This window comes from Brucella pseudogrignonensis (assembly GCF_032190615.1).
GTDB lineage: Bacteria > Pseudomonadota > Alphaproteobacteria > Rhizobiales > Rhizobiaceae > Brucella > Brucella pseudogrignonensis_B.
This window is the reverse complement of the sequence record NZ_JAVLAT010000001.1, coordinates 109344-134092: the sequence shown is the minus strand read 5'-3', so window position 1 is coordinate 134092 and position 24749 is coordinate 109344. Positions and strand designations below refer to the sequence as shown.

The window sequence follows — 24749 nt, the reverse complement described above, 5'->3', positions numbered from 1 at the left end:
TTCAGATCACGTATTTAATCAGAACTTACGGGTTTCATCGCTGGTGAGTTCACCGAGCAGTTTTTCCATTTCGTCCTCAATGCTGTCATCCGGCTTGTTGCCATTTGGAGAAATGTCGAGCGAGCCAAGTAACTCTTCCTCGAAAATATCGATTTCAAGCATTTCCGGTTCTTTGTTACCTGCAATATCGCCGCCATCTGTCGCAAGATCAGCCATAATGGCGTCGTGCAGCGCGCCACCAATATCCCCCAGGTCGTCTTCAAACTGCGGTTCTGGCTCTGAAGCAATGACGTCAAATGGTTCTTCTTTAGCTGTTGAGACAATTGGCTCTGGTTCAGTTTTGAACGCCGGCGCAATTGTTGCAGCCGGGCTAACCTCAGGTGCAGCAACCCGTGGAATCGTCGTCTGTTCATTGGCTGGCGTGACGTTACCAAGGTTGGCAGCTGCAACGCTCGCAGCAGCGGCAGCACTGGCTGCGGACGTTGAACTAAGAACGCCGCGGGAAACCTGACTGAGTGGATAGGCCGGGTGCAGACGCGGCGACTGCGGCTGCTGAGACGGACGTGCGGCTGGAAGAACAGTGCGCGGCTGCGGCGGATAATTAGGAGCTGGGCGAGGCGGCTGTGGACGCGCTGGAGCTTCAACCTTTTGCGGAGCGTGTGGGGCAACTGGGGTTACAGGCGGTGCTACCGGAGGGCGTGGAGGCGCACGAAATTGCTGGGCTTCAGGGGAAATTTGCTGAACTGGTACAGGTTTGCGCTGGGCAACCGGTTCAATTGGAGAATTGAGCTGAATGGCTTCGTCTTTTTCAACAACTTGAGCAACAGGTTGAGCAAGTGCTGGACGCTCGGCCACGTCCGATGTAACGCTCGCTTCGTGTTGACGGAAGCGCTCAATGTGTTCAGGCTCGATACGGGATGATTGCAAACACGTATTTGCACGGGCTTCCATGACAATGTTTTGCTCAACAACAACATCATTTGGGCCACCGATCAGCAGAAGGTGCTCGACATCATCGCGGCGGATCAGAACCAGCTTACGGCGCCCATCAACAGCTGCTGCATCCATCACCGAGAGCCTTGGCTGGCGACCTGTTCGTCCGCTCGTGGAAAAACCACTGCCACTGAAGCGCCGGATAATGCTCAGAACAACGAAAATTCCGCCAAGAATGATCGCAAAAATGAGAATGAAGCCGATAATATTTGCTGCACTTTCCCCAACAAGACCGCTGAGCCATTCTTTCATGCGGGTAACCCTCTCATACTAAAACCAATACTATCCGTGACGGAAACCACAATTCCCTGCGCCTAAATCCCGAAGCCATAAATCACGGACAATGCATTTCTTACGCAACACTAATTCAATTTGTCTCACTTGGGAATGTTCCATCCATTGGGCTGAAACATATGATCCCCAGCCAAAGCAGTGCAAAACGCGCCATTTAAAGCTGATTTAAAGTCTGCAAGCTTGTGCTGCCGGGCGATTAACGCATTCTACGAATCGTATATACCCTGCAATATGCGTCAAAATCTGGCACAAGATATGAAGCTGGAAAACGAAGCAGGGAACGTGATTGGTTTTGCTTGATGAATAAGATAGCGCTTAAGCTGAAACAAAAAGCAGCGGGACGATTTGCGGCCCTTGTAGTTCAGCTAAACAGCATGAAAGGGCAGTGAGCCTGATGTCGCGACCGACGGACAATAATTATCCGAAACCGCTCGTCATGCCGAAGCGTGGCTCAAGTTCAGCTTTGCGGCTCCTGATCATCGGCATTGTGCTGACGGTTGCAGCAATCGTCTATTTCGTGTTTCGCGATAAACTTGGCGATGGATTTGCTATCGTATTGATGGGCATTCTGTCGATGATCGGCGTGTTCTATCTTTTTGGCGCTGCAACCGGATTGATCGAGTTCAGTCAACGCCATGGCGAGCGGGATCTTGAGCATCGTTTTATGGATACGATGCCGGAAGGTACCGTCATTTCAGATGCGCGTGGCCAGATCGTCTATGCAAACAACGCTTATGCCGGAATGACAGGTGTAGCGGAGGCCGACGGCGTGCGCTCGCTTGATAATATTCTGACAAGCGAACCGGCCGCGTCTGACGCAATCTATCGCCTGACAAATGCGGTCCGCGATGGACTTTCTGCACAGGAAGAAGTGCGCATTTCCGGTGGTCTTTCGCGGGATGGTCAAGGCTCAGCATCGCCGGTCTGGTATCGCATCAAAGCACGCCCGGTTGATGGTGGACAGGACTATAAAGGTCAGCTCGTCGCCTGGCAGATTGCTGACATTTCGGATGAACGCGCAGAACAAGAGCGTTTCTTTCAGGAACTGCAGGAGGCAATCAATCATCTTGACCACGCACCTGCTGGCTTCTTCTCTGCTGATCCTTCGGGCCGCATTATCTATCTCAATGCCACGCTTGCCGAATGGCTTGGCGTTGACCTGACGCAATTCACGCCGGGCTCGCTTACGTTGAAAGACATTGTCGCGGGCAGCGGCATGGCGCTTATCAAGGCCGTCAAGGCAGAGCCGGGCACCAGCCGCAATACGGTGATTGATCTTGATCTTATCAAGCGTAACGGTCAGAGCCTTGCGGTTCGGTTTTATCACCGTGTTCAGGCTGCGCGCGATGGTACGCGCGGTACAAGCCGCACAATTGTTCTGGATCGTGCAGAGGGCGAAGATTCATCCGCCGCACTGCGTTCTGCCGAAGTGCGCTTCACGCGCTTCTTCAATTCAGCTCCGATGGCTATCGCTGCCGTTGATGCCGAAGGCCATACACTGCGAACCAATGCACGCTTCCTAGATATTTTTGCGCCGGTGGTTGATCGCGATGCGGTCGATAACCGCGTGAAGCTTGAAAATGTCGTTCATGAGCGTGACCGCGAAACCTTTAACAAGGCGCTTGCGGCGGCTTTCGCAGGGCAGGCGAGTATTTCGCCCGTTGATACAGTGCTTCCGGGCAATGAAGATCGTCACATCCGCTTTTACCTCAGCGCTGTTACTGATCTTGGCGAAACCAGCGAAGAAGCAGCGATTATTTCTGCCGTGGAAACCACCGAGCAGAAAGCGCTCGAAAATCAGATGGCTCAGAGCCAGAAGATGCAGGCAGTCGGCCAGTTGGCTGGCGGTATCGCGCACGATTTCAACAACGTGTTGACTGCGATCATCATGTCGTCCGATCTGCTGTTAAGCAATTATCGCGCTTCTGATCCGTCCTTCCCGGATGTTATGAACATCAAGCAGAATGCCAACCGTGCTGCATCACTCGTGCGGCAGTTGCTGGCTTTCTCGCGCCGTCAGACGCTGCGTCCAGAAGTTCTCGATCTGACCGATGTTTTGGCTGATTTGCGTATGCTGTTGGCCCGTCTGGTGGGCAAGGATATTGCACTTAAGATCGAGCATGGACGCGATGTCTGGCCAGTGAAGGCTGACCTCGGTCAGTTCGAACAGGTTGCAGTCAATCTGGCTGTTAACGCGCGTGATGCAATGCCAGAGGGTGGCGAAATCACGCTGCGCACACGCAACGTCACAGCGTCGGAATCAGCTAAACTAAATTATCGCGAATTGCCCGAAGCCGATTATGTTGTTTTTGAAGTGGAGGACAGCGGAACCGGTATTCCAGCCGATGTGCTCGAAAAAATCTTCGAGCCGTTCTTCACCACCAAGGAAGTCGGCAAGGGCACAGGTCTTGGCCTTTCAATGGTCTATGGCATCATCAAGCAGACTGGCGGCTTCATCTATTGCGATTCAGAAGTCGGCAAAGGCACGACCTTTAAAATCTTCCTGCCACGCCATATCGAAGAAAAAGGCGCAGACAATGCGCCTGTCGCGGTCAAGGAAAAGAAGGTCGAAAAGGCTGCAGATCTTTCCGGCTCCGCAACGGTACTTCTGGTTGAAGACGAAGATGCGGTGCGTATGGGCGGCGTGCGTGCGTTGCAATCGCGTGGCTATACCGTGCACGAAGCAGCATCCGGCGTTGAAGCGCTTGAGGTGCTGGAAGAACTCAATGGCCAGGTCGATATTGTTGTCTCTGACGTTGTAATGCCAGAAATGGACGGACCAACACTCTTGCGTGAACTGCGCAAGACGCATCCGGACATCAAGTTCATCTTCGTTTCGGGTTATGCAGAAGATGCATTTGCGCGCAATCTTCCAGCGGATGCCAAGTTCGGTTTTCTGCCAAAACCATTCTCTCTCAAACAGTTAGCAACTACTGTTAAAGAAATGCTGGAAAAAGAGGATTGATGACAAAACGCCGTGCAGACAGCAATGCGTGAACGCGAGATTGCAATTTTCGGCGGCGGTCCAGCAGGGCTGTTTGCCGCCGAACATTTGTCTAAACTTGGGCATTCCGTTACTGTATATGAGCAGATGCCAACCGTCGGGCGCAAGTTTCTGCTCGCTGGAAAATCCGGCCTCAACATCACTCATTCCGAAAATTTAGCTCAATTTGTGCAGCGCTTTGGTGCGAGCAATGAGCGCCTTCGGTCAGCTTTGGAACAGTTCACGCCGCAGAATTTGCGCGACTGGGCAGATGCGCTGGGTGCGGAAACCTTTGTTGGTTCATCCGGTCGTGTGTTTCCAAAAGCCATGAAAGCATCGCCGCTTTTACGCGCATGGATAAAGCGACTGGAAGCACAGGGCGTCAAAATTCTCACCCGCCATAAGTGGGCAGGTTTTGAGAATGGAAAGCCAGTCATCGAAACACCGACAGGTACAGAGGTCATAAGCTTTGACGCAGCACTGTTTGCCTTTGGCGGTGCAAGTTGGCCGAAACTTGGCTCTAATGGCGCTTGGGTTGAACTATTTGCGGAGCAGGGCATTCTGTCTGCTCCAATGCGCCCAGCCAATTGCGGCTTTGATGTAAACTGGAGCGTTTTTTTCGCCGAGCGTTTCGCAGGCGAGCCGCTTAAGTCTGTGACCATCACCAGCGATGCGGGTGTTATACAGGGTGAGTTCGTGATCACGCGTGGCGGTGTTGAAGGCAGTCTTGTCTATGCGCATTCAAGTGCTTTACGCGACACGCTGCAACGCGACGGCCATGCAGACCTCTTTCTCGATCTTGCGCCGGGTCGCACACTTGAACGCCTAACGCATGATTTATCGCGTCAGGATAAGAGGCTAAGTATCAGTAATTTATTGCGAAAGGGTGCGGGACTTACGGGCGTTAAAGCAGCCCTCATGCTTGAAATTCAGCGCGAAAAAGACCCGGCCAAGCTTGCGCACACCATCAAAGCACTCAAAATTCCGCTCGTTCGTCCACGTCCGATTGAAGAGGCAATATCCTCGGCTGGTGGCATAGAATGGAGTGAGATTGACGAGCATTATATGCTCACCAAATTGCCGGGCACGTTTGTCGCTGGCGAGATGATTGACTGGGAAGCGCCGACTGGCGGCTATCTTCTGACCGCGTGTTTTGCAACGGGCTTAGCGGCGGCGAACGGCATAGATAACTGGCTCGCGAAAGGCAGTTGATGAATCTCTTATGAAGAAGAAAATGCGATGCGCTTTTTGAAAGTTACGGGTTCCATTCTCCTTCTTGCTATTCTGGTCGTCATTCTATGGCTTGGTTTTCGCCCGCCTGAACTTCTTAAAGTTGGTACCGGCTATGCTGCCAAGATCGTCTGCTCGAATGTGTTTCTGGCCCATCGTGATCCGCAAGAAGTGCTGGCGCTTGATGTTCAGGCTCCCGGTCATCCTTTACTGAAATTTGTCGATGTTTCAGTCGATAATGCCACCGAGACAGTTACCTCCCATATTTTCGGTTTCTTTGCACCAAGCAAGGCCGTTTATCGTCCGGGCCTTGGTTGCGCCAATGTGCACGACGTTGATCTGCGTCCTTCATTGAACCAGTCTATGGATGCGGCAGCAGCCATTGCAGATCTAAATATCAATCCGGCAATACAGAGTATTATTGAAAATCCAGCATTGGCCGGGCCGGGGATGCGCGCGATTGCCGTGTTGAAAGACGGCCAGATTATCGCCGAAACTTATGGGTCAGGCTTTGATGCCAACACGCCTTTGCTTGGCTGGTCGATGACGAAATCTGTTATGGCAACGCTGATTGGCATGCGCATTGCTGAAGGCAAAATGGATCTGCAGCGCGATCATCTTTTGCCAGAATGGAATGGTGACGACCGATCAAAAATCAGGCTTGCTGATTTGCTGGCAATGGAAAGCGGCCTCAAATTTGATGAGGATTATGGTAACGTAACCGATGTAACGCGGATGCTATTCCTCGAAAACAATATGACGGAATTTGCGGCCTCACTGCCGCTCGAAGCACAGCCCGGCACCAAATTCAATTATTCCAGCGGTACGGCCAACATTCTATCAAAGCTTTACATGGAAAGCTTCGATGCGCCCGAACAGGCGCTGACCTATGCGCAGACGACGCTTTTTGAACCATTAGGCATTGCAAGCGCCACGCTGGAGGCTGATGTCAGTGGCGTTCCTGTTGGCTCATCTTATCTTTATGCCAATGTGCAAGATTGGCTTTCCATCGCCCGCCTGCTGCTCGATAAGGGCAAAGTGGGCGACAAACAGCTTCTAAGCGAAGATTTCATTCAACTGATGCAAAAGCCGTCCAAAGCCTCTGACAGCCGCTACGGATCAGCGCAGACTTGGCTGCAAACTGCGGGCGTTAAAGCTGGAACAGAAGGCATTCCGGCAGATGCCTTCTGGATGTCGGGCCATGACGGTCAAAGCCTGATCATTGTTCCATCCATGAACCTCGCCATTGTGCGCCTTGGCCTCACGCCATCGCGCACAGGCTATAAGGTTCCTGAGCTTCAGGCTGCTATCATCAAGGCTTTGCAGAACGCGGAGGGAGGTCCACAAGATTGAGCTTGCGGAAATCGCCGCCGCTTGGGTTCTGGAACGGATAAAGCCCAAATTCCGGCATAACCGCATAAAGATGATCGAAAATATCGGACTGGATCTGCTCATAAGATGCCCAGACGGTCGTATTGGTGAAGCAATAGACTTCAAGCGGTAAACCATCCGGTGTCGGGTCCATCTGGCGCACAAGCAGCGTCATGCCCTTGTGAACGTTAGGGTGATTCCGCAGATAGGTTTCGACATAGGCGCGGAACGTGCCGATATTTGTAAACCGGCGCGTATTGACCGGATTTTTTGCCTTATCGCCAAGCTTGGCATTCCAATCAGCGATTTCTTTTTCTTTCTTTGACAGATAGCCCGTAAGTTGATCGATGGAAGCCAGACTATGAAGTTCATCTTCGCTCAAAAAGCGGATGGTTGCCTGATCGATAAACAAGGCACGCTTAATGCGGCGGCCACCCGATTGCTGCATTCCCCGATAGTTTTTCATCGGTTCTGTGATCAGCTTGCGGATCGGAATTGTAGTGATCGTTTTATCGAAATTCTGAACCTTGACCGTATAAAGCGCAATCTCCACCACGTCGCCATTGGCATCAAGATTTTTCATCTCGATCCAGTCACCGACGCGCACCATATTGGATGAAGCGATCTGCATACTGGCAACGAGTGAGAGCAGTGTATCCTGAAATACCAGAATAAGCACAGCAGCCATGGCACCGACACCAGACAGCAGGATCACGGGCGAACGATCCAGAAGCGTCGCGATGATCAGCACCACCGCGACAAGGTAAATCACCAGCTTGCTGACTTGTACATAGCCCTTAATCGGTCGGTCTTTTGACTCTTCACGGCGGCTATACAGCGTGTCGACAACGCTCAGCGCCGCACTGACGGTAAAGGCCAGCGTCAGGATGATGAAGGCAATGGCAACATTGCTGATGACTTTTAGTGCAGTCGGGGGAAGCTCCGGCACAGCCGCAACCCCCGTTGCAATAATCAGCGCGGGAACGATGTTGGCCAAATGCGCAATGACGCCGTGTTGTTTGAGTTCCTCATCCTGACCAAAAGCAGTTTTCTGAACAATCCGGTCGAGAACTTTGAGCAATATCGCTTTAATGAGAAAATTTGCCACAAAGGCTGCCAGGAAAAGGCCTGTAAGGGCTGCAAGAGTCTGCGCCCATGGGTGGGCAATAAAAAATTCCGTCAATCGATTTTCCCGAATAGCTTGGTGATTTTTACGAGTCCTACGTGTGTGAACCGCTGAAATCAACCTTTCGGCCTCATTTCAAAGAAAATCCCGGCCTCTGGCCGGGATATTGATCGCGATATATAAATATTTCAGTTTACTGCGCTGGCGCAGCAGGGGCAGCTGGTGCCGGAGCAGGATCAGCCATGGGAGCCGGGGAGGCTGGATCGGCTGCTGGAGCATTTGTTGCTCCAGCAGCTACTGGATCAGCGACGCCGTCAACAAACAACACAGAGCGATCAAAGGCAGGGGCCTCAGTTAATTGATCCTTGGTGGCCTTGATCACCAGCCATTTTTTACCGTCACTCCGTGTTGCAAGCTGCAATTGGTCTGGGCTTACGGCCACATCCTTTTGACCAACGCCCAGGAAGCCACCAACACCGATCACTGCGGCCTGAACTTCACCATCGGGACTCACGATCAGATCATTGAGATTACCTACTGAGGCTGCATCGGCTGCATCACTTTCATAGACGGTCTGTCCAATGAAGGTTGACACAAGCAACTGACCATCCTTCGCTTCAACAAACCCAATCTTTTCAGATTCTGCAGCGGGCGGACTACCAAACATATTCTGGGAAGAAACCGGAAGCTCTGCTGAAGCAGGCGCCGATTCAGTTGGTGCTGGAGACGCTGTCTGGGCAAAAGCCGAACCACTAATTAGCAGCGCACATGTCGTTGTCAGCAGTGTTGTTCTAAGCATAATCATCTCCTTTGTTCATCTTGTTCCACTAGTTGAACGTAGAGATGTGAATAGGGTTCCAATTTTTAATTTGATTTTTTTCTGAATTCTGGTGCTTAAGAAAAATAATTCAGATGTACCAAAACAAGACAGGCCGGAATTATCCGGCCTGTCTTTTATATTCAATTAAACTTCAGATTAACTGCAGCCGCTCGTAGAGCCACAGGTGTCACATTTCAAGCAAGTGCCATTACGAACCATGGTGAAGTTCTGACATTCGGAGCAGCTATCTCCCGTATACCCCTGCATCATCGACTTGATACGACGATCGGCCTCAAGCTTTTTAGCCGCATTGTTTGTCTCAGCTCGCGCAGATGCTGCATCAGCCGCTGCCTTGTCGGAGAACAATTCCGTTGCCGCGACATTATCCTGCTGCGGTGCAGTTGCTGGCTGTTGTTCAAACTCACGTTTCAGCGCAGTCGCCCCATCCGTTGCCAGACCAACAGTTGCCGAGCGCGTCGCAGACGCTTTCAGCGTGGTAACATTGGAGCCCTGCGGTGCCGATGTGACCGAACCCTTTGACTCAATGCCGGTCTGTGTGTTCGACACGAGCGTTGGCTTGTAGCCGCGGGTCCAGCCTGTAGAAACGAGATTGGTCTTGCCTTCCTGAATACCCTTGCCAAGTGCGGTGTTCGAGAAATCACTCGTATCGACATGCGCAAGGTCGTTGCGGCCAAGATAAGACACAGCCAGTTCACGGAACACATAGTCGATGATCGATGTTGCTGTCTTGATTGCATCGTTACCGATGACCATGCCAGCAGGCTCGAACTTGGTGAAAGTGAAAGCTTCGACATATTCTTCGAGCGGTACGCCATATTGCAGACCAAGCGACACGGCGATGGCGAAGTTGTTCATCATCGCACGGAAAGCGGCGCCTTCCTTGTGCATATCGATGAAGATTTCGCCCAAGCGACCATTACCAAATTCACCTGTACGCAGGTAAACCTTGTGGCCGCCAACAACAGCCTTCTGCGTGTAGCCCTGGCGACGATTCGGCAGTTTTTCACGCTCATGAACGATCTTTTCGATGACCTTCTCGACAACGCGTTCTGTGATCTGAACAGCGCGTGCAGCAGCAGGCGCTTCGATCAAAGCTTCAACTGCATCATCTTCGTCTTCATCATCGGAGATCAGTGATGCATTGAGCGGCTGCGAAAGCTTGGAGCCGTCGCGATAAAGCGCATTGGCTTTCAGTGCCAGCTTCCAGGAAAGCAAGTAAGCACTCTTACAATCTTCAACAGTTGCTTCGTTTGGCATGTTGATGGTTTTCGAGATCGCACCCGAAATAAACGGCTGTGCCGCTGCCATCATCCAAATATGGCTTTCGACCGAGAGATAACGCTTGCCGATCTTGCCACAAGGATTGGCGCAATCAAACACGGCATAATGCTCTTCTTTAAGGAAAGGAGCACCTTCCAGGGTCATCGCACCGCAAACATGAACATTTGCTGCTTCGATTTCCTTTTTGCCAAAGCCAATTGCTGGCAGCATTTCAAACGAGAAGTCGTTGAGCTGCTCATCGGTCAGCTTCAAGACGTCTTTGCAGAAATCTTCGCCGAGTGTCCACTTATTGAAAGCAAACTTGATGTCGAAAGCGCTTTTGAGAGCAGCATTCAGTGCTTCAATCTTCTCATCTGTAAAGCCCTTAGCTTTCAGTGTCGAAGGATTGACGCCCGGTGCCTGATTAAGGTTGCCATGACCGACAGCATAGGCTTCGATTTCAGCAATCTGGCTTTCAGAATAACCAAGGGTGCGCAGCGCTTCAGGAACGGCACGGTTGATGATTTTGAAATAGCCGCCGCCAGCAAGTTTCTTGAACTTTACCAGTGCGAAATCAGGCTCAATACCTGTGGTATCGCAATCCATGACGAGGCCAATCGTGCCAGTCGGCGCGATAACGGTTGCCTGGGCATTGCGGTAGCCGTGTTTTTCACCAAGTTCCAGCGCCTTGTCCCATACAGCACGTGCGCGGATGATCATGTTCTGATCAGGGCAATCTTCAGCAATCAGACCAACCGGATTAACGGCCAGACCTTCATAACCGTCATTTTCGCCATAAGCGGCGCGACGATGATTGCGAATAACGCGCAGCATGCTCTGAGCATTTGGTTCATAGCTTGGGAATGCGCCAAGTTCCTTGGCCATTTCCGCAGATGTGGCATAGGAAACGCCGGTCATGATTGCAGTTAACGCACCGCAGATCGCACGACCTTCGTCGGAGTCATATGGGATACCGGATGTCATCAGCAGGCCGCCAATATTGGCGAAGCCCAAACCAAGCGTGCGATATTCATAGGAGAGGCGGGCGATTTCCTTGGACGGGAACTGCGCCATCATTACCGAGATTTCGAGAACCATCGTCCAGAGACGTGCGGTGTGCTCATAAGCTTCGATGTCGAACGAGCCATCCTTGTTGCGATAAGTCAGCAGGTTTATCGATGCCAGATTACAAGCTGTGTCATCAAGGAACATATATTCCGAACACGGATTGGACGCGCGAATTGGACCAGCTGCAGGGCAGGTGTGCCAATCATTCATTGTGGTGTTGAAATGGAGACCCGGATCAGCCGATGCCCATGCCGCATAACCAATTTTTTCCCAAAGATCGCGGGCCTTGAGCGTCTTCATCACGCTTCCATCACGACGCGCGGTCAGGTTCCAGTCGCCGTCATTTTCAACAGCGCGCAGGAACTCATCCTTGAGCGACACGGAGTTGTTGGAGTTCTGACCGGAAACAGTCAGGTAGGCTTCTGAGTCCCAATCGGTGTCATAGGTCTTGAATTCAATGTCCGTATAACCCTGACGCGCAAACTGAATAACGCGCTTGACGTAATTTTCAGGAACCTGGTTTTTCTTAGCAGCTTTGATTTCGCGCTTGAGAACAGGGTTTTTCGATGCATCGAAGCAGTCATCATTATCGGCTTCGCAATTGACGCAAGCCTTCATGATTGCAGTTAGATGCTGCTTGACGATCTTGGAGCCGGTGACGAGAGCGGCAACTTTCTGCTCTTCCTTCACCTTCCAGTCGATATATTCTTCAATATCCGGGTGATCGACATCAACAACCACCATCTTGGCGGCCCGTCGTGTTGTGCCACCCGACTTAATCGCGCCCGCTGCACGGTCGCCGATCTTGAGAAAGCTCATCAGGCCGGAAGACTTACCGCCGCCAGACAATTTTTCGCCAGCGCCACGCAGATGAGAGAAGTTAGAGCCAGTGCCGGAACCATATTTGAACAGACGTGCTTCACGAACCCAAAGGTCCATGATGCCGCCTTCGTTTACCAGATCGTCGCCAACCGACTGAATGAAACAGGCATGTGGCTGTGGATGCTCGTAAGCGGACTTGGATTTGGTCAGCTTGCCGGTCTGCCAGTCGACATAGAAATGACCCTGACCCGGACCGTCGATGCCATAGGCCCAATGAAGACCCGTGTTGAACCATTGCGGGCTGTTCGGTGCCACCCGTTGCGTCGCCAGCATATAAGCCAGTTCATCGCGGAAAGCGCGCGCGTCTTCTTCAGAATTGAAATAGCCGCCTTTCCAGCCCCAATAGGTCCATGTTCCTGCGAGGCGATCGAAAACCTGACAGCCGTCCATCTCGGAGCCATAACGCTCTTCTTCTGGTAGCTTTGCAAGAGCATCTTCATCCGGGATAGAACGCCAGAGCCACGATGGGACATCGTTCTCTTCAACTTTTTTCAAGCGGGCAGGGACACCGGCTTTGCGGAAATATTTCTGCGCGAGAATATCGGCTGCTACCTGGCTGAACTGTGCCGGAACATTGATGCCTTCAAGGCGAAACACCACCGAACCATCGGGATTTTTGATCTCGCTCGTCGCTGTGCGAAATTCGATCTCCGCATAAGCTGACTGGTTTTCTTTCGTAAAACGGCGTTCGATCTTCATCTGTCCCATCCAAACGTTCTATATATAGTAACTGGACTGATCGATTTCAGCCCTAGTTCAGCCTTGGAACGCCAGCCGCGACCGGCGTCTTGCATATTCGTTTCGAACGTCCTCCCAATGCGGGAGGGCAATCATATCGAGGAGCAAGCTCCTCAAGAATTTATTCGATCAAATGCCCTAGTCAGCGCATGATCAGCGCTCCAGCCATAAGGCCAGTTTTACGCAGATTTAAACATGCTCTCGGATAGGACTTTGCTTATCTGGTATGTTATCATGATTAAAAATACTAAATCTAGTATTAATCCGACATCGACACCAATAAACCGAAATCTTCCCGCTAAGCTAAGCATCTGAAATTTAGACGCAAAAAATTTCGTTCGATAAACGTATTTTCAACGCTACGCCCGTAATTCGACCGACTAAATTGAAGAAAAGACCGACATAATTTTACACTCGGCCACGCTACTCACGCAACGACAGTTTCATAAAAAACGACTCGGACATGAGCGTCAAGCATTGGTTTACCATAAGGCTTACGCCGCTAGATATTGTGATCGAGCTTTGAGGGAGAATGTGGATAACGGGGAGAATGACAGATATATGAAGGTCAGCTCAAATAATGGTGTGACACATGCCAATTAGCAACACCGTCATTTGGATTATACAGCTATCTGACAAAACAGCGACTTATCTTTCTGCAGCGACCGTCATTCAGCAGCGATCGCGGTGAGTGACCCATCGAAACCCAAAAGAATGCGCTTGAGGTCAAATTCATCCACACGCTCAGCAGCCTGACGAGGGGAAACCCACTCACAGATACGCTGCTCACGCTCCGGCCAGTCCTTCGCACGTTCAACAAGGTGCAAAGCATAAACTGCAACCGTAAACTGATTGATGCATTCAGGCGGAAGATCGTTTTTACAATAGTCAAAGCTGCCAATCGGATGAGATGATATCTCCCCACGCACGCCAGCCTCTTCATAAGCTTCACGTGCAGCCGTCTCGGCAAGTGTACGACCCACTTGGGGCCAGCCCTTAGGGATGACCCAGCGACCGGTTCCACGACTGGTGATAACAAGAACTTGCCGTTCCTCTGCTTCATAGCGGTAAACAAGAGCCGCAACTTGCTGCAAACGGCCAGAAGGCGTCAAAATACGCTTTTCCGTCGCAACAAATTTTTTAGCCTGTGTTTTCACTGCGAAAGTCCCACCATTTTCAAAACAGAATGGATTGATTCGCCAAAATGACAATGGATTTGTTTAACAGGGGTCCACGATATGAAGCATAAAATGCATTTATTTTTAAGACCTTGCTGAAATTAGTAAACGTAACACTGTAGCTAAATAGCTTGAAGTCACGCCTCCATCCAATTTTGGCAGACTTTCAATATAGTGCGATTGCGGTTGTTTTACCACCGCAATCGACTTTCATTTATTTTCGTTTAGCCTCGTTTTGCGCCAGCTATTGGTTCCTGATAGGTGAATCCCATATCCCATGGGAAATAGATCCACGTATCCTGCGAGACTTCTGTCACGAAAGTGTCGACCAGCGGACGACCTTTCGGCTTTGCATAAACGGTTGCAAAATGCGCTTTCGGCATCATTTCGCGCACGATGGCTGCGGTTTTGCCAGTGTCCGTCAGGTCATCAACGACAATTACGCCTTCTCCGCCATTTTCAAGAAGCGGAGTGCTTATGCCTTTGAGAATCTCCATTTCACCCTGCGATGTATAATCGTGATAGGATGCAACGCAGACCGTTTCGATCAAGCGGATGCCAAGTTCGCGACAAACAATAGCTGCAGGAACCAAACCGCCCCGTGTAATAGCGACGATAGCGCGCCATTCCTGATTCATATCGGCGATACGCCAGGCGAGCGCACGGGCATCACGGTGGAACTGATCCCAGGAAACGGGAAAGGCTTTATCAGGCAACGACATCGGAACGCTCCATGGAAAATCCGCGAGTTTCACTCCGGATTTGTCAAACCAAAAATGCGCGATGACGGGTGCCACTCGCGCTGAACTGTTTGGATCTGCTGCTTTTCCTGATGCGCGCACGGCATTTCCTATGCATGCTGCCCAAAAAGAAAAGGCTCTCCGCCCGGCACAGTCAGCGCCGGGTGATGCTGATAACCGCAAAATGACCTTTTACGCAAGAGCGGCGTGAGGTCGAACGTTCTCCCAATATTAAAAATATAGCGCCAGACTGCATGAAGCAGCCCGACGCTATGGATATTTTTAACGTGAGAACAGCGTTAAGATGGGTAGGTCGTTTAACATTGAACGGGTAACGCCACCGAAAACCAGTTCGCGCAATCGCGAATGGCTATATGCACCCATCACCAAAAGATCCGTGCGGTGCGCGATAATATGCTCCCGAAGCACGTCCTGCGCATTGCGGCTGTTGGATGCGAGCGGTGTAAGGCTGACATCCACTCCGTGACGCGATAGGGCTTCTGCTAATTCGCTCCCAGCAAGGGCTTCGTCTTCACCTTCGCGCTCAGGCGGATCAATCCAAACCAGTTCCGTTCGGCTCGCATTTTTCATTAAAGGCAAAGCGTCGAAGGCGGCGCGTGCTGCTTCACGCTTGCCGTTGAATGCAACCACGATGCGATCAATGGCCTCCATCGCAACAACGGGCGCATGAGGCACCAACAGCACAGGACAGCTGGAATTAAACACGAGCGTATCGGCTGTTTCATCATTCGTCGCCGGATCATCTGGATCTGGCTGACCTGCCACCAACAATTCTGCGCCGAGACATGACGTTAATACACCATCAGCAGCGGTTCCGGTTTCAGAGCGTGTGATACGGAACTCATGATAGATTCCCTGACGGCGCATTTCTTCTTCAAACTGCGCTTTCAGATGTTCCGATATTTCTTTGTGCTGCTTATCATGCAGCTCAAACATGCCCGGATCGATAAAACCATTTGGGTCGGCATAAACGACGGGCGAGGGAACAGAATAAAGGCCGATAACATGAATATCTGGCGTTCTGCGCGTCAGAAGAGCAACTGCGGACAACACCCGCTTCAGTTCGGCCTCGCTGCGGGAATAGGCCACGACCGTTTTGTAGGACATATCAGATCTCCTTCCGGCTATACTCTTATTTTAACATATGGCGCAGTGTAAGCTTAGGTAAAGTTTGAACCTTTACGCTGCACCTTGTTCTTGCAGTGTCGCAATCATTGCTTCGATTGCAGCAACCGCCACGTCTACTTTTGCTTCATCACTGCCACGAACCACCAGTTCGGTGCTGAAACGACCGTTTTCAAATTTCGGATATGATCCGATTATTGTCTCCGGGTTTTCCTTCTGAATTGCGGTCAGCGGTGCGCCGATCACACCTTCACCAAATGGACAGCGTACAGCTTTGGATAAAAGCTTACGGCCCGTTTTCAGCGTGGGCAAAACATTGTCGAGCATTGCCTGAAACACTGACGGCACACCTGCCATCACGTAAACATTGCCGATATGAAAGCCGGGTGCGGCTGATATCGGGTTATCGATATGCTCTGATCCCTGCGGCATACGCGCCATGCGTTTACGCGAATCCGTGAATTCAAGTTCGCGCTTGGCATAATTGTCAGCCAGCAATTTCATAGCCTTTTCGTCATAGACACAAGGGACTTCAAAAGCGCGCGATACGGCATCAGCTGTAATATCGTCATGGGTCGGGCCAATGCCGCCCGACGTGAAAATATAGTCATAATCGGGGCGTAAAGCATTGAGGGCTGTAACAATGGCGTCTTCATCATCAGGAACGATACGAACCTCTTTGAGGTCGATGCCGACAGCGGTCAGCATATCAGCCAGATGACCAATATTCTTATCTTTTGTGCGTCCTGAGAGAAGTTCATCGCCAATAGCAAGCATTGCAGCCGTTACGGCCTGCTGCGGGGTATTCGTCATGCCCAGACTCCATTCTGTATCGACATAGTTAATCCCTGGCAGACGAAAGCTGCAACTGATTTTCTGTGTTTTTCAAACTGGAGACCCCGCATACGATTGATTGTTATCAATATCGCTTTTATTCAACAGATTCGTTGCGGGCTATTTTCTAAATTTTTTCCACTGTTATCAAAACCAGTTGTTACAACCGCTCAAAACCGCTTGAATTTGCTTCACAAATCATGACATAGAAAGTCTCAGCTGCGGTCGTGGCGAAATTGGTATACGCAACGGACTTAAAATCCGTCGCCTTTTAGGCTTGCGGGTTCAAGTCCCGCCGACCGCACCATCTGCCCCTTGGTAAAATATAACTATTATACTCATGTTTCGTGTTTCACGCTTGTTTGCGGCACGAAAGCCATGTAGCCATGCGCAAATATTTTTATGGATGCAGAAAGCCGACCAATGAACGCCTTCGTTAAAGCCGTAGTTCAAGCTGAAACTGCAATGCGTGCGCTCTTTCCAGAGACACCGTTGCAGCTCAATGACTATCTTTCACGTAAATATGGCGCAGAGATTTGGCTCAAGCGTGAAGATTTGACGCCGGTACGCTCTTATAAAATACGCGGTGCTTTCAATTTCATTTCGCGCGCAGTGAAGACAACGAACGAGAATGCAGTTTTTGTCTGCGCCTCGGCTGGCAATCATGCACAGGGCTTTGCCTTCGCCTGTCGGCATTTTGGCCGCAAGGGCGTTGTGTTCATGCCTGTGACAACACCACAGCAGAAAATCGACAAGACACGCGCTTTTGGTGCGGAGTTTATCGAAATCAAACTCGTCGGCGATATTTTTGACGTCTGCTATGCAGCTTCACAGGAATATGCAGCAGAAAACAGCGGTGTGATGGTGCCGCCATTTGATCATCAGGGTATAATCGAAGGGCAGGCGACTGTCGCGCTCGAAATCGAACGCCAGCTACCAGATGGCAAAAAGCCAGATTTCGTATTTCTGCCAGTCGGCGGTGGTGGCTTGTCTGCCGGTGTGACGCAGTATTTCGATGGCATCGGCTGGAAAGTGTCTTATCGCTTCGTCGAACCGCAGGGAGCTGCAAGCCTTAAAGGTAGCCTTGAAGCTGGAAAACGGGTTAAGCTTTCACAGGTTGATAATTTCGTCGATGGCGCAGCGGTTGCAGAAATCGGCAAAGAAAACTTCAAGTTTCTCAAGGGCTTCGATAAGAGCGCTGTGATCACGGTTCCAGAAAACCGCCTGTGTTCCACAATGGTTGAAATGCTCAATATTGAAGGCGTTGTACTGGAGCCTGCTGGCGCGCTCGGCATTGATGCGCTCAAGGATTTCAAGAAAAGCGAGCTCAAAGGTAAGCGTATTGTTATCGTTGTTTCTGGTGGCAATTTCGATTTTGAACGCCTGCCGGACGTGAAAGAACGCGCGCTTCGGTATGAAGGCCTGAAGAAATATTTCATCTTCCGCTTCCCGCAGCGTCCCGGTGCGCTGCGTTCGTTCCTCGACCTGCTTGGACCAGAAGACGACGTTGCCCGCTTCGAATATCTGAAGAAATCTGCGCGTAATTTTGGTTCTGTGCTGATTGGCATTGAAACTAAGAATGCTGGAAATTTCAAAATTCTTGAAAAGAAGTTTGCGGAAGCGGGCTGGGCTTATCAGGATATTACAGACAATCAGGTGCTCGCAGATTTCATCATCTGATAGAGCTAAAGATAAAATTCATTTGCTTTTTGGGGCATAATACCCCATATGGCGGCTCAGGCGCATGGGCTGAACAAATTCAGCCCTCCCGGAATTGGACTTGTTGCGTCTCGCCTCTTGCAGTCAGAATGGTCTGATAGCAGGGGAGACCCGGCTGGTTTCGGGCACGGCAGCGCAAGTCGACCGGATTGTTTCCGGCGTCCCGTCGTACATCCATGAAATTCCCGTTCGGCAAGTTGCGCTTGTCCGAAGTTTTAAAGCGGACCGCAGCTTTGCGGTGCCGCCGAAAGAGTTTAAATTGACGACTGAAAATATTGCTGAAAACGCAGCTGAAAACATCGGCGGCTTTGCCGCTCTTGGTATTACTGGCGTTCTGCTTAAGGGCGTTGAGGCTGCTGGTATGACTGAGCCAAAGCCGATCCAGACGCAGGCCATTCCGCATCAACTGGAAGGTCGCGACATTCTGGGCATCGCACAAACAGGCTCGGGCAAGACTGCTGCATTCAGCCTGCCGATCCTTCAGAAAATCATTGCACTTGGCGACAAGCGTAAAGGCAAGACTGCACGTGCGCTGATCCTCGCACCAACCCGCGAACTGGCTGTGCAGATCGAAGAAACAATTCGCACTGTTGCCAAGCAGGCCCATATCTCCACTGCGCTTATTCTCGGCGGTGTGTCGCGTCTGAGCCAGATCAAGCGCATGCAGGGCGGCGTGGACGTTCTGATCGCAACGCCGGGTCGTTTGACCGATCTGGTCCGCGAAAATTGCGTTGATCTGTCAGAAACCCGTTGGCTGGTTCTCGATGAAGCTGACCGTATGCTCGACATGGGCTTCATCAATGATGTGAAGCGCATCGCCAAGGGCACGCATAAAAACCGCCAGACAGCGCTTTTCTCGGCCACGATGCCAAAAGAAATCGCAGAACTTGCACAGAGCCTGCTACGAACCCCAGTACGCGTTGAAGTTGCACCGCAGGGTACAACGGCCGCTGAAATCACACAGGTTGTGCATCCGGTTCCAACCAGAGATAAGCGCCGTCTGCTCTCTGGTCTTCTTGGCGATAAGGGCATGAAGTCGGTTATCGTCTTCACCCGTACCAAGCATGGTGCAGATGCCGTTGTTCGCCATCTCGAACGCGATGGTTTTGATGTTGCTGCAATTCACGGCAACAAGTCGCAGAACGCCCGCCAGCGCGCGCTGAACGGTTTCCGCGATGGTACATTGCGCATTCTGGTTGCGACCGACATTGCTGCACGCGGCATTGACGTTCCGGGCATCAGCCATGTCGTCAATTACGACCTGCCAGATGAGCCTGAAACCTATGTGCACCGTATTGGCCGTACCGGTCGTAACGGCGCAAGCGGTGCTTCGATCACGCTCTATGATGCAGCAACGGAAGACACAAAGCTGCGCGCCGTTGAGCGTGTGACGCGTAACAAGCTGACCATTAAGGAAGCGCCTGTTAAGCTGGCACCTGCACCAGTCGCAAAGTTCGACGATGGAGAAGACAAGCCACGTTCGGACCGCAAGCCCGGTTCGCACGGCGTTCCACAGAAGCATCGTCGTCCAGCTCACAAAATGGCAAAGTCTGGTGAACACCGTGCAACCCCGGCTGCAAAACCTGCAAGTGGTGAAGCCGCTGCAAAGCCAAAGCGTCCATTCCATCGCAAGCGCCGTCCCAGTGGCGGCGGTGGCGGTCAGCGCGCTGCTTAATCTGCCAGAATGACATTTACTTTAAACCGCCCTCAACAGGGCGGTTTTTTCGTTTCATTGATACTAACCAGTTTGCAATTGCGCTTTCACACGGAAAATATTTCGCGCTTGCTTGAAGAAAGCCATGCTTCAACATAGTTTCCTCTCAACAGAAGGAACAGAAGCCATGCTCAATTCCGCACTCGATGCTATCGGCAACACCCCACTGATCCGCTTGAAAAAGGCTTCTGGAATCACAGGTTGTGAAATCTACGGCAAGGCTGAGTTTCTCAATCCCGGCCAGTCGGTTAAGGACCGCGCAGCACTCTATATTATCCATGATGCTGAAAAGCGCGGCCTGCTAAAGCCCGGTGGCGTTATTGTTGAAGGTACAGCTGGAAATACCGGCATTGGCCTCACATTTGTTGCGAAGGCACTTGGCTATCGCACTGTGATTGTTATCCCTGAAACACAAAGTCAGGAAAAGAAGGACGCGCTGCGCCTGTTGGGAGCTGAGCTGATTGAGGTTCCTGCCGCGCCTTACCGCAATCCGAACAATTATGTGCGGCTGTCCGGTCGTCTCGCCGAGCAGCTTGCGAAGACCGAACCCAATGGCGCAATCTGGGCTAACCAGTTCGACAATGTTGCCAATCGCATCGCACATATTGAAACCACTGCGCAGGAAATCTGGCGCGATAGCAATGGCAAGGTCGATGGTTTTGTCTCGGCTGTGGGCTCAGGTGGGACTCTTGCAGGCACTGCCTTTGGCCTCAAGGATAAGAACGCCGATATCAAGATCGCTCTCGCTGATCCGCATGGCGCAGCGCTTCATTCTTTCTACACGACGGGCGAATTGAAATCAGAAGGTGATTCCATCACAGAAGGCATCGGGCAGGGGCGCATCACGGCCAATCTCGAAGGTTTCAAACCCGATTTTTCCTACCGTGTTGGCGATGCGGACGCGCTCGATATTCTGTTTGATCTGGTGCAGGAGGAGGGGCTTTGCCTCGGCGGTTCTTCAGGCATCAATATTGCCGGTGCAATCCGCCTTGCAAAAGATCTTGGGCCGGGCCACACAATCGTGACCGTGCTTTGCGACTATGGTAATCGTTACCAGTCCAAACTGTTCAATCCTGCTTTCCTGCGCGGCAAAAACCTGCCAGTGCCGGGGTGGCTGGCAACGAAGACTGAAATTGACATCCCCTACGAGGACTGACCATGGCATATGAGACTGAAGCTTTATTCCGCGAAGATGCATATCTTAAAAGCGCGGAGGGCTCCGTCTTGGCTGTGACAGACACCGGCGGCATTATTCTTGATCAGACCAATTTTTATGCCACTTCCGGCGGACAGCCGGGAGATACTGGCTTTTTTGAACGTGCTGATGGATCGCGCATTGAAATTGCTGCAACTGTTACCGGCGAAAACAAAAGCGAAATCGTCCATGTGCCAGCCGAAGGGGAGGCGCTTCCCGCGATTGGCGAGAAGCTGGTTCTGCATATCGATTGGGAGCGCCGCTACAAGCTGATGCGTATGCATACAGCCTGCCATCTACTTTCTGTCGCGTGCCCGTTTCCAATCACCGGTGCTGCCGTAGGTGAAGAGGAAAGTCGCGTCGATTTCGATCTTCCAGATGCGAGCCACACCAAGGAAAGCGTTACCGAAAAACTCATGAAAATGGTGAAAGCCAATGATCCCGTCACGCTGCAGTGGATTACCGATGAAGAGTTTCTCGCCAATCCAGATATTGTGAAGTCAAAGAACGTGCGCCCGCCCGTTGGTGCCGGACGCCTTCGTCTGGTGGTTATCGGTGAAAATGGCTCAGTGGATTCGCAACCTTGCGGCGGAACACACGTTTCTACCACGCAGGAAGTGGGTGAAATCCACATCGGCAAGATCGAAAAGAAGGGCAGGGAAAACCGCCGTTTCCGCATTCGATTTGGCAATGCACCACTAGTGTAAGTTCAGGAGCAATCATGTCCGACAAAAGCGCATTTGTTATCTCCCGCGATGATCTGAAAGCTCGTCTGGGCGAGCCGGGTCTCGCAATCGTGGATGCATCCTGGTATTTGCCAGCAGCCGGTCGCAATGGTCGTGATGAATATGATGCAGCGCACATTCCGGGCGCAGTCTTCTTCGATCAGGATCTGATTGCCGACAAAGAATCTGGCCTCCCCCACACCTTGCCATCGCCGGAGCTTTTTGCCCGTCATGTTGGTGCGATGGGCATTACGGCGGATGAGACTGTTGTTGTCTATGATGGCCCCGGCATGTTTTCCGCGCCGCGTGTCTGGTGGATGTTCCGCTTAATGGGCGTAAAAAATGTTTTGGTGCTTGATGGTGGTTTAGATGGCTGGAAGGCGGCAGGATTTCCAGTCACCAATGAAGTTACAAAAATCGCCGCAACGCTTTTCACACCTTCATTCAACGAAGCCAAAGTTGTTAGCTTCGAAGAGATGAGCAAAATCGTGGACAAATGCAGCTCTCAGATTGCTGATGCGCGGGCTGCCGGACGTTTCACGGGTCGCGATGCCGAACCACGTGAAGGCATGCGATCAGGCCATATGCCGGGCGCACGAAACGTTCCTGTTGGTACTCTGTCTGAAAATGGTGAACTGAAAAGCCTTGATAGCCTTCGCAAAATCTTTGCTGATGCCGGTGTTGACCTCAACAAGCCGGTCGTCACCAGCTGCGGTTCCGGTGTGACCGCAGCAGTCATCACACTGGCATTGACGTCGCTTGGCCACGAAGACAATCGGCTTTATGATGGTTCGTGGAGCGAATGGGGCAGCAGGCAGGATACACCTGTCGTGACCGGCGAAGCAGAATAAGCATGACTGAAAAACTGATGGCCAGAGTGACCCATCTGGAAATGACAGCGCGTCCGGCGCTTTCGGTTCCAGTGCCATCTGGCCTGCGCCTTGCACTGATGCGTTCGACACAAACACCGGTGCATTTCTACCGTTATCTTTATGAACAGGTCGGACGCCAGCATCATTGGATGATGCGCCGCGTGCAAACCGACGCGGAAGTGGCTGCCGCGATCCATGCGGAAACCGCCGAAATTCACGTTCTCTACGTCGATGGCAACCCGGCTGGCCTTATCGAACTGGATCTGTCTGCGTTACCAGACACGGCTGAAATCCTTTATTTCGGTCTTATGCCGGTCTATCAGGGGCGGGGGCTTGGAAAGTTTTTCCTGAATGAGGCCATTTCGGCTGCATGGTCGCACGGACCGCAGAAAGTGGCTATTCATACCAATACCCTCGACAGCCCGCGTGCGCTGCAACTATATCAGAGAATGGGTTTTGTGCCCGTCGGGTGGTCGGAGGAAGAAGTCATCCGCTGGGAATAAACTAGCCGCGCGCGATTTCGCGTCCGCTGGTAATCGAAACCACAGATGCGCTCGTAATGCGGCCGCTTTCTTCATCGAAAACAACGCAATTGCGACCACGCTGCTTGGCCATATAAAGGCAACGGTCTGCCCGGCTTAACACTTGAGAATTGGTTTCGTTCTTTGGGGCCGATGCAACACCGATACTGATCGTCAACGGATATATCTGATATTCCGTGGCGTGGAATGGTGTGTTCTCCACTTCAGCACGGATGCGCTGCGCAACCCGCACGCCGGTGTCCCCCGTTGCACCCGGAAGAAAAACACAAAACTCCTCCCCGCCAATGCGACCAACTAGATCACCTTTGCGGGTCACATTCTGCAGTGCAAAAGCAATCAGCTTGAGTGCGCGATCACCAACACTATGTCCGAACGTATCATTGATTGCTTTGAAGTGGTCAGCATCGATAACCAGCAGGGTTCCACTTTCAATGCGCGAACGGCTAATTTTCATCGCATCAAACAATGCTTCTCGATTAAGCAAGCCAGTCATATGATCAACGCGTGAGCGCGCCTGCAATTCGCTATGAGCCTTTTCAAGCTGAACATACGCTTCGGCTAGCTTGTTATGCTGAAGAAAAATATAGAAGAGAGATGGGAATGCCGTCACCAATGGAATGCCAGCGCTGAGACTAATTGTGACAAAGCTCGGCTTCCCACCAGAGAAGAAGCCGACGGCTATACTCGTTCCCACAGAAAACAAGACGACAGACAACGTGATTAACGCTGCCTTCCAAATAGCCGACTTCATGCCTATCCCCCCAAGCCCAACGACGATCTTTTAGGTGTCTGTTTCTGAACCCTCTGTGAACAGACCTAATATTGTGGGTCTTATAAGAGGAGCGCTTTGGTGGGAAAAGTTAAGTCTCGCCACCGATGCAATTTTAATTACATGCGTGCCATTAAAGGCACAATCTATGGTAGAGCACAGTTCTATATTACCTATAGTTTATCCGCACAACAACTATCTTAAAAAAAATAACAGGGAATGAAATTTTTCACATGTTACTAATTTATAATTCTCTAAACTCTATTCATAAAAATGCTAAGGGCACCCAAATGGGCGCCCTTAGCACTAAAGTCTTATATCGCAAACTATCTAGAAGACTGCCAAATACTTAAGCAGCGATATTATACCAATAATGATTACAATAATCTGAGCGATTTGTTTTACCTTACCATCCAGCGGCAACATATTGATAAGATAAAGAACGAGAAAGATAACCAGAACCGTTATCAGAAGGCTGATTAGGATTGACATAGGCAGTCGGGCCTTTCCCGGAACGTCTGTTTAAAAC

Annotated in this window: 18 protein-coding genes, 1 tRNA gene and 1 pseudogene; 10 read left to right on the top strand and 10 right to left on the bottom strand. The window is 51.3% G+C overall.

Features of this window, described 5'->3' with window-relative positions; all coding sequences use genetic code 11:
• Positions 1-18 precede the first annotated feature (18 nt).
• Positions 19-1245 (bottom strand): flagellar biosynthetic protein FliO, encoded by a 1227-nt coding sequence (locus RI570_RS00690; protein WP_313826515.1) that lies wholly within the window; start codon positions 1243-1245, stop codon positions 19-21.
• A gap of 436 nt (positions 1246-1681) precedes the next feature.
• Between RI570_RS00690 and cckA the strand changes: the two genes are divergently transcribed.
• From cckA to RI570_RS00675, 3 genes are read left to right on the top strand one after another with little or no spacing between them, the layout of a single operon-like run.
• The gene (gene cckA / locus RI570_RS00685; RefSeq protein ID WP_313826514.1) at positions 1682-4252 is read left to right on the top strand and encodes a cell cycle histidine kinase CckA; all 2571 of its coding nucleotides are present in this window, start codon (positions 1682-1684) and stop codon (positions 4250-4252) included.
• Positions 4253-4276: 24 nt separating this feature from the next.
• Positions 4277-5482 carry a TIGR03862 family flavoprotein gene (locus RI570_RS00680; RefSeq protein ID WP_313826513.1) on the top strand — a complete coding sequence of 402 codons (1206 nt, stop codon included), beginning with the start codon at positions 4277-4279 and terminating at the stop codon, positions 5480-5482.
• Between the two features lie 27 nt (positions 5483-5509).
• The gene (locus RI570_RS00675) at positions 5510-6853 is read left to right on the top strand and encodes a serine hydrolase (RefSeq protein WP_313826512.1); all 1344 of its coding nucleotides are present in this window, start codon (positions 5510-5512) and stop codon (positions 6851-6853) included.
• Here the strand turns inward: RI570_RS00675 and RI570_RS00670 are convergent.
• The 7 genes from RI570_RS00670 to RI570_RS00640 all read right to left on the bottom strand — a co-directional run bounded on the left by RI570_RS00670 (position 6813) and on the right by RI570_RS00640 (position 16663).
• The gene (locus RI570_RS00670; protein ID WP_313826511.1) at positions 6813-8054 is read right to left on the bottom strand and encodes a mechanosensitive ion channel family protein; all 1242 of its coding nucleotides are present in this window, start codon (positions 8052-8054) and stop codon (positions 6813-6815) included. The genes RI570_RS00675 and RI570_RS00670 overlap by 41 nt on opposite strands.
• A gap of 136 nt (positions 8055-8190) precedes the next feature.
• Positions 8191-8796, bottom strand: a complete 606-nt coding sequence (locus RI570_RS00665; RefSeq protein ID WP_313826510.1) for a PRC-barrel domain-containing protein — start codon at positions 8794-8796, stop codon at positions 8191-8193.
• Positions 8797-8973: 177 nt separating this feature from the next.
• Positions 8974-12747, bottom strand: a complete 3774-nt coding sequence (locus RI570_RS00660; protein WP_313826509.1) for a vitamin B12-dependent ribonucleotide reductase — start codon at positions 12745-12747, stop codon at positions 8974-8976.
• A gap of 707 nt (positions 12748-13454) precedes the next feature.
• Positions 13455-13943, bottom strand: coding sequence for an NUDIX hydrolase (locus tag RI570_RS00655; protein WP_313826508.1), 489 nt, complete (start codon positions 13941-13943; stop codon positions 13455-13457).
• A 245-nt stretch (positions 13944-14188) separates the two neighbouring features.
• Positions 14189-14686, bottom strand: coding sequence for a xanthine phosphoribosyltransferase (gene gpt, locus RI570_RS00650; protein ID WP_313826507.1), 498 nt, complete (start codon positions 14684-14686; stop codon positions 14189-14191).
• A gap of 300 nt (positions 14687-14986) precedes the next feature.
• Positions 14987-15832, bottom strand: coding sequence for a universal stress protein (locus tag RI570_RS00645; protein WP_313826506.1), 846 nt, complete (start codon positions 15830-15832; stop codon positions 14987-14989).
• Between the two features lie 72 nt (positions 15833-15904).
• Positions 15905-16663, bottom strand: coding sequence for a competence/damage-inducible protein A (locus RI570_RS00640; RefSeq protein WP_313826505.1), 759 nt, complete (start codon positions 16661-16663; stop codon positions 15905-15907).
• A 242-nt stretch (positions 16664-16905) separates the two neighbouring features.
• On the opposite strand from RI570_RS00640, the gene RI570_RS00635 reads away from it, so the two are divergent.
• The 7 genes and pseudogenes from RI570_RS00635 to RI570_RS00605 all read left to right on the top strand — a co-directional run bounded on the left by RI570_RS00635 (position 16906) and on the right by RI570_RS00605 (position 23412).
• Positions 16906-16991: transfer RNA gene (locus RI570_RS00635), tRNA-Leu, on the top strand.
• A gap of 116 nt (positions 16992-17107) precedes the next feature.
• Positions 17108-18364 carry a threonine ammonia-lyase IlvA gene (ilvA, locus tag RI570_RS00630; RefSeq protein ID WP_313826504.1) on the top strand — a complete coding sequence of 419 codons (1257 nt, stop codon included), beginning with the start codon at positions 17108-17110 and terminating at the stop codon, positions 18362-18364.
• Positions 18365-18412: 48 nt separating this feature from the next.
• Positions 18413-20078 (top strand): annotated as a pseudogene (locus tag RI570_RS00625) (DEAD/DEAH box helicase).
• A gap of 166 nt (positions 20079-20244) precedes the next feature.
• Positions 20245-21273, top strand: coding sequence for a cysteine synthase A (locus tag RI570_RS00620; RefSeq protein ID WP_313828503.1), 1029 nt, complete (start codon positions 20245-20247; stop codon positions 21271-21273).
• A gap of 2 nt (positions 21274-21275) precedes the next feature.
• Positions 21276-22019 carry an alanyl-tRNA editing protein gene (locus RI570_RS00615; protein ID WP_313826503.1) on the top strand — a complete coding sequence of 248 codons (744 nt, stop codon included), beginning with the start codon at positions 21276-21278 and terminating at the stop codon, positions 22017-22019.
• A gap of 14 nt (positions 22020-22033) precedes the next feature.
• Positions 22034-22888, top strand: a complete 855-nt coding sequence (gene sseA, locus RI570_RS00610) for a 3-mercaptopyruvate sulfurtransferase (protein WP_313826502.1) — start codon at positions 22034-22036, stop codon at positions 22886-22888.
• A 2-nt stretch (positions 22889-22890) separates the two neighbouring features.
• Entirely contained in the window at positions 22891-23412 is a 522-nt protein-coding gene (locus RI570_RS00605; protein ID WP_313826501.1) for a GNAT family N-acetyltransferase, read from the top strand.
• Between the two features lies 1 nt (position 23413).
• On the opposite strand, the gene RI570_RS00600 is transcribed toward RI570_RS00605, so the two are convergent.
• Both RI570_RS00600 and RI570_RS00595 read right to left on the bottom strand, forming a co-directional pair.
• Complete coding sequence (locus tag RI570_RS00600; protein ID WP_313826500.1) at positions 23414-24202, bottom strand: GGDEF domain-containing protein; 789 nt, start codon at positions 24200-24202, stop codon at positions 23414-23416.
• 348 nt (positions 24203-24550) lie between these two features.
• Positions 24551-24712, bottom strand: coding sequence for a Thivi_2564 family membrane protein (locus RI570_RS00595; RefSeq protein ID WP_313826499.1), 162 nt, complete (start codon positions 24710-24712; stop codon positions 24551-24553).
• Positions 24713-24749 lie beyond the last annotated feature (37 nt).

Excerpts from the sequence above, each read along its gene's own strand:
- RI570_RS00690 (WP_313826515.1), bottom strand. The coding sequence starts at position 1,245 with ATGAAAGAATGGCTCAGCGGTCTTGTTGGGGAAAGTGCAGCAAATATT.
- cckA (WP_313826514.1), top strand. The coding sequence starts at position 1,682 with ATGTCGCGACCGACGGACAATAATTATCCGAAACCGCTCGTCATGCCG.
- RI570_RS00680 (WP_313826513.1), top strand. The coding sequence starts at position 4,277 with ATGCGTGAACGCGAGATTGCAATTTTCGGCGGCGGTCCAGCAGGGCTG.
- RI570_RS00675 (WP_313826512.1), top strand. The coding sequence starts at position 5,510 with ATGCGCTTTTTGAAAGTTACGGGTTCCATTCTCCTTCTTGCTATTCTG.
- RI570_RS00665 (WP_313826510.1), bottom strand. The coding sequence starts at position 8,796 with ATGCTTAGAACAACACTGCTGACAACGACATGTGCGCTGCTAATTAGT.
- RI570_RS00660 (WP_313826509.1), bottom strand. The coding sequence starts at position 12,747 with ATGAAGATCGAACGCCGTTTTACGAAAGAAAACCAGTCAGCTTATGCG.
- gpt (WP_313826507.1), bottom strand. The coding sequence starts at position 14,686 with ATGTCGTTGCCTGATAAAGCCTTTCCCGTTTCCTGGGATCAGTTCCAC.
- RI570_RS00645 (WP_313826506.1), bottom strand. The coding sequence starts at position 15,832 with ATGTCCTACAAAACGGTCGTGGCCTATTCCCGCAGCGAGGCCGAACTG.
- RI570_RS00640 (WP_313826505.1), bottom strand. The coding sequence starts at position 16,663 with ATGACGAATACCCCGCAGCAGGCCGTAACGGCTGCAATGCTTGCTATT.
- ilvA (WP_313826504.1), top strand. The coding sequence starts at position 17,108 with ATGAACGCCTTCGTTAAAGCCGTAGTTCAAGCTGAAACTGCAATGCGT.
- RI570_RS00620 (WP_313828503.1), top strand. The coding sequence starts at position 20,245 with ATGCTCAATTCCGCACTCGATGCTATCGGCAACACCCCACTGATCCGC.
- RI570_RS00615 (WP_313826503.1), top strand. The coding sequence starts at position 21,276 with ATGGCATATGAGACTGAAGCTTTATTCCGCGAAGATGCATATCTTAAA.
- sseA (WP_313826502.1), top strand. The coding sequence starts at position 22,034 with ATGTCCGACAAAAGCGCATTTGTTATCTCCCGCGATGATCTGAAAGCT.
- RI570_RS00605 (WP_313826501.1), top strand. The coding sequence starts at position 22,891 with ATGACTGAAAAACTGATGGCCAGAGTGACCCATCTGGAAATGACAGCG.
- RI570_RS00600 (WP_313826500.1), bottom strand. The coding sequence starts at position 24,202 with ATGAAGTCGGCTATTTGGAAGGCAGCGTTAATCACGTTGTCTGTCGTC.
- RI570_RS00595 (WP_313826499.1), bottom strand. The coding sequence starts at position 24,712 with ATGTCAATCCTAATCAGCCTTCTGATAACGGTTCTGGTTATCTTTCTC.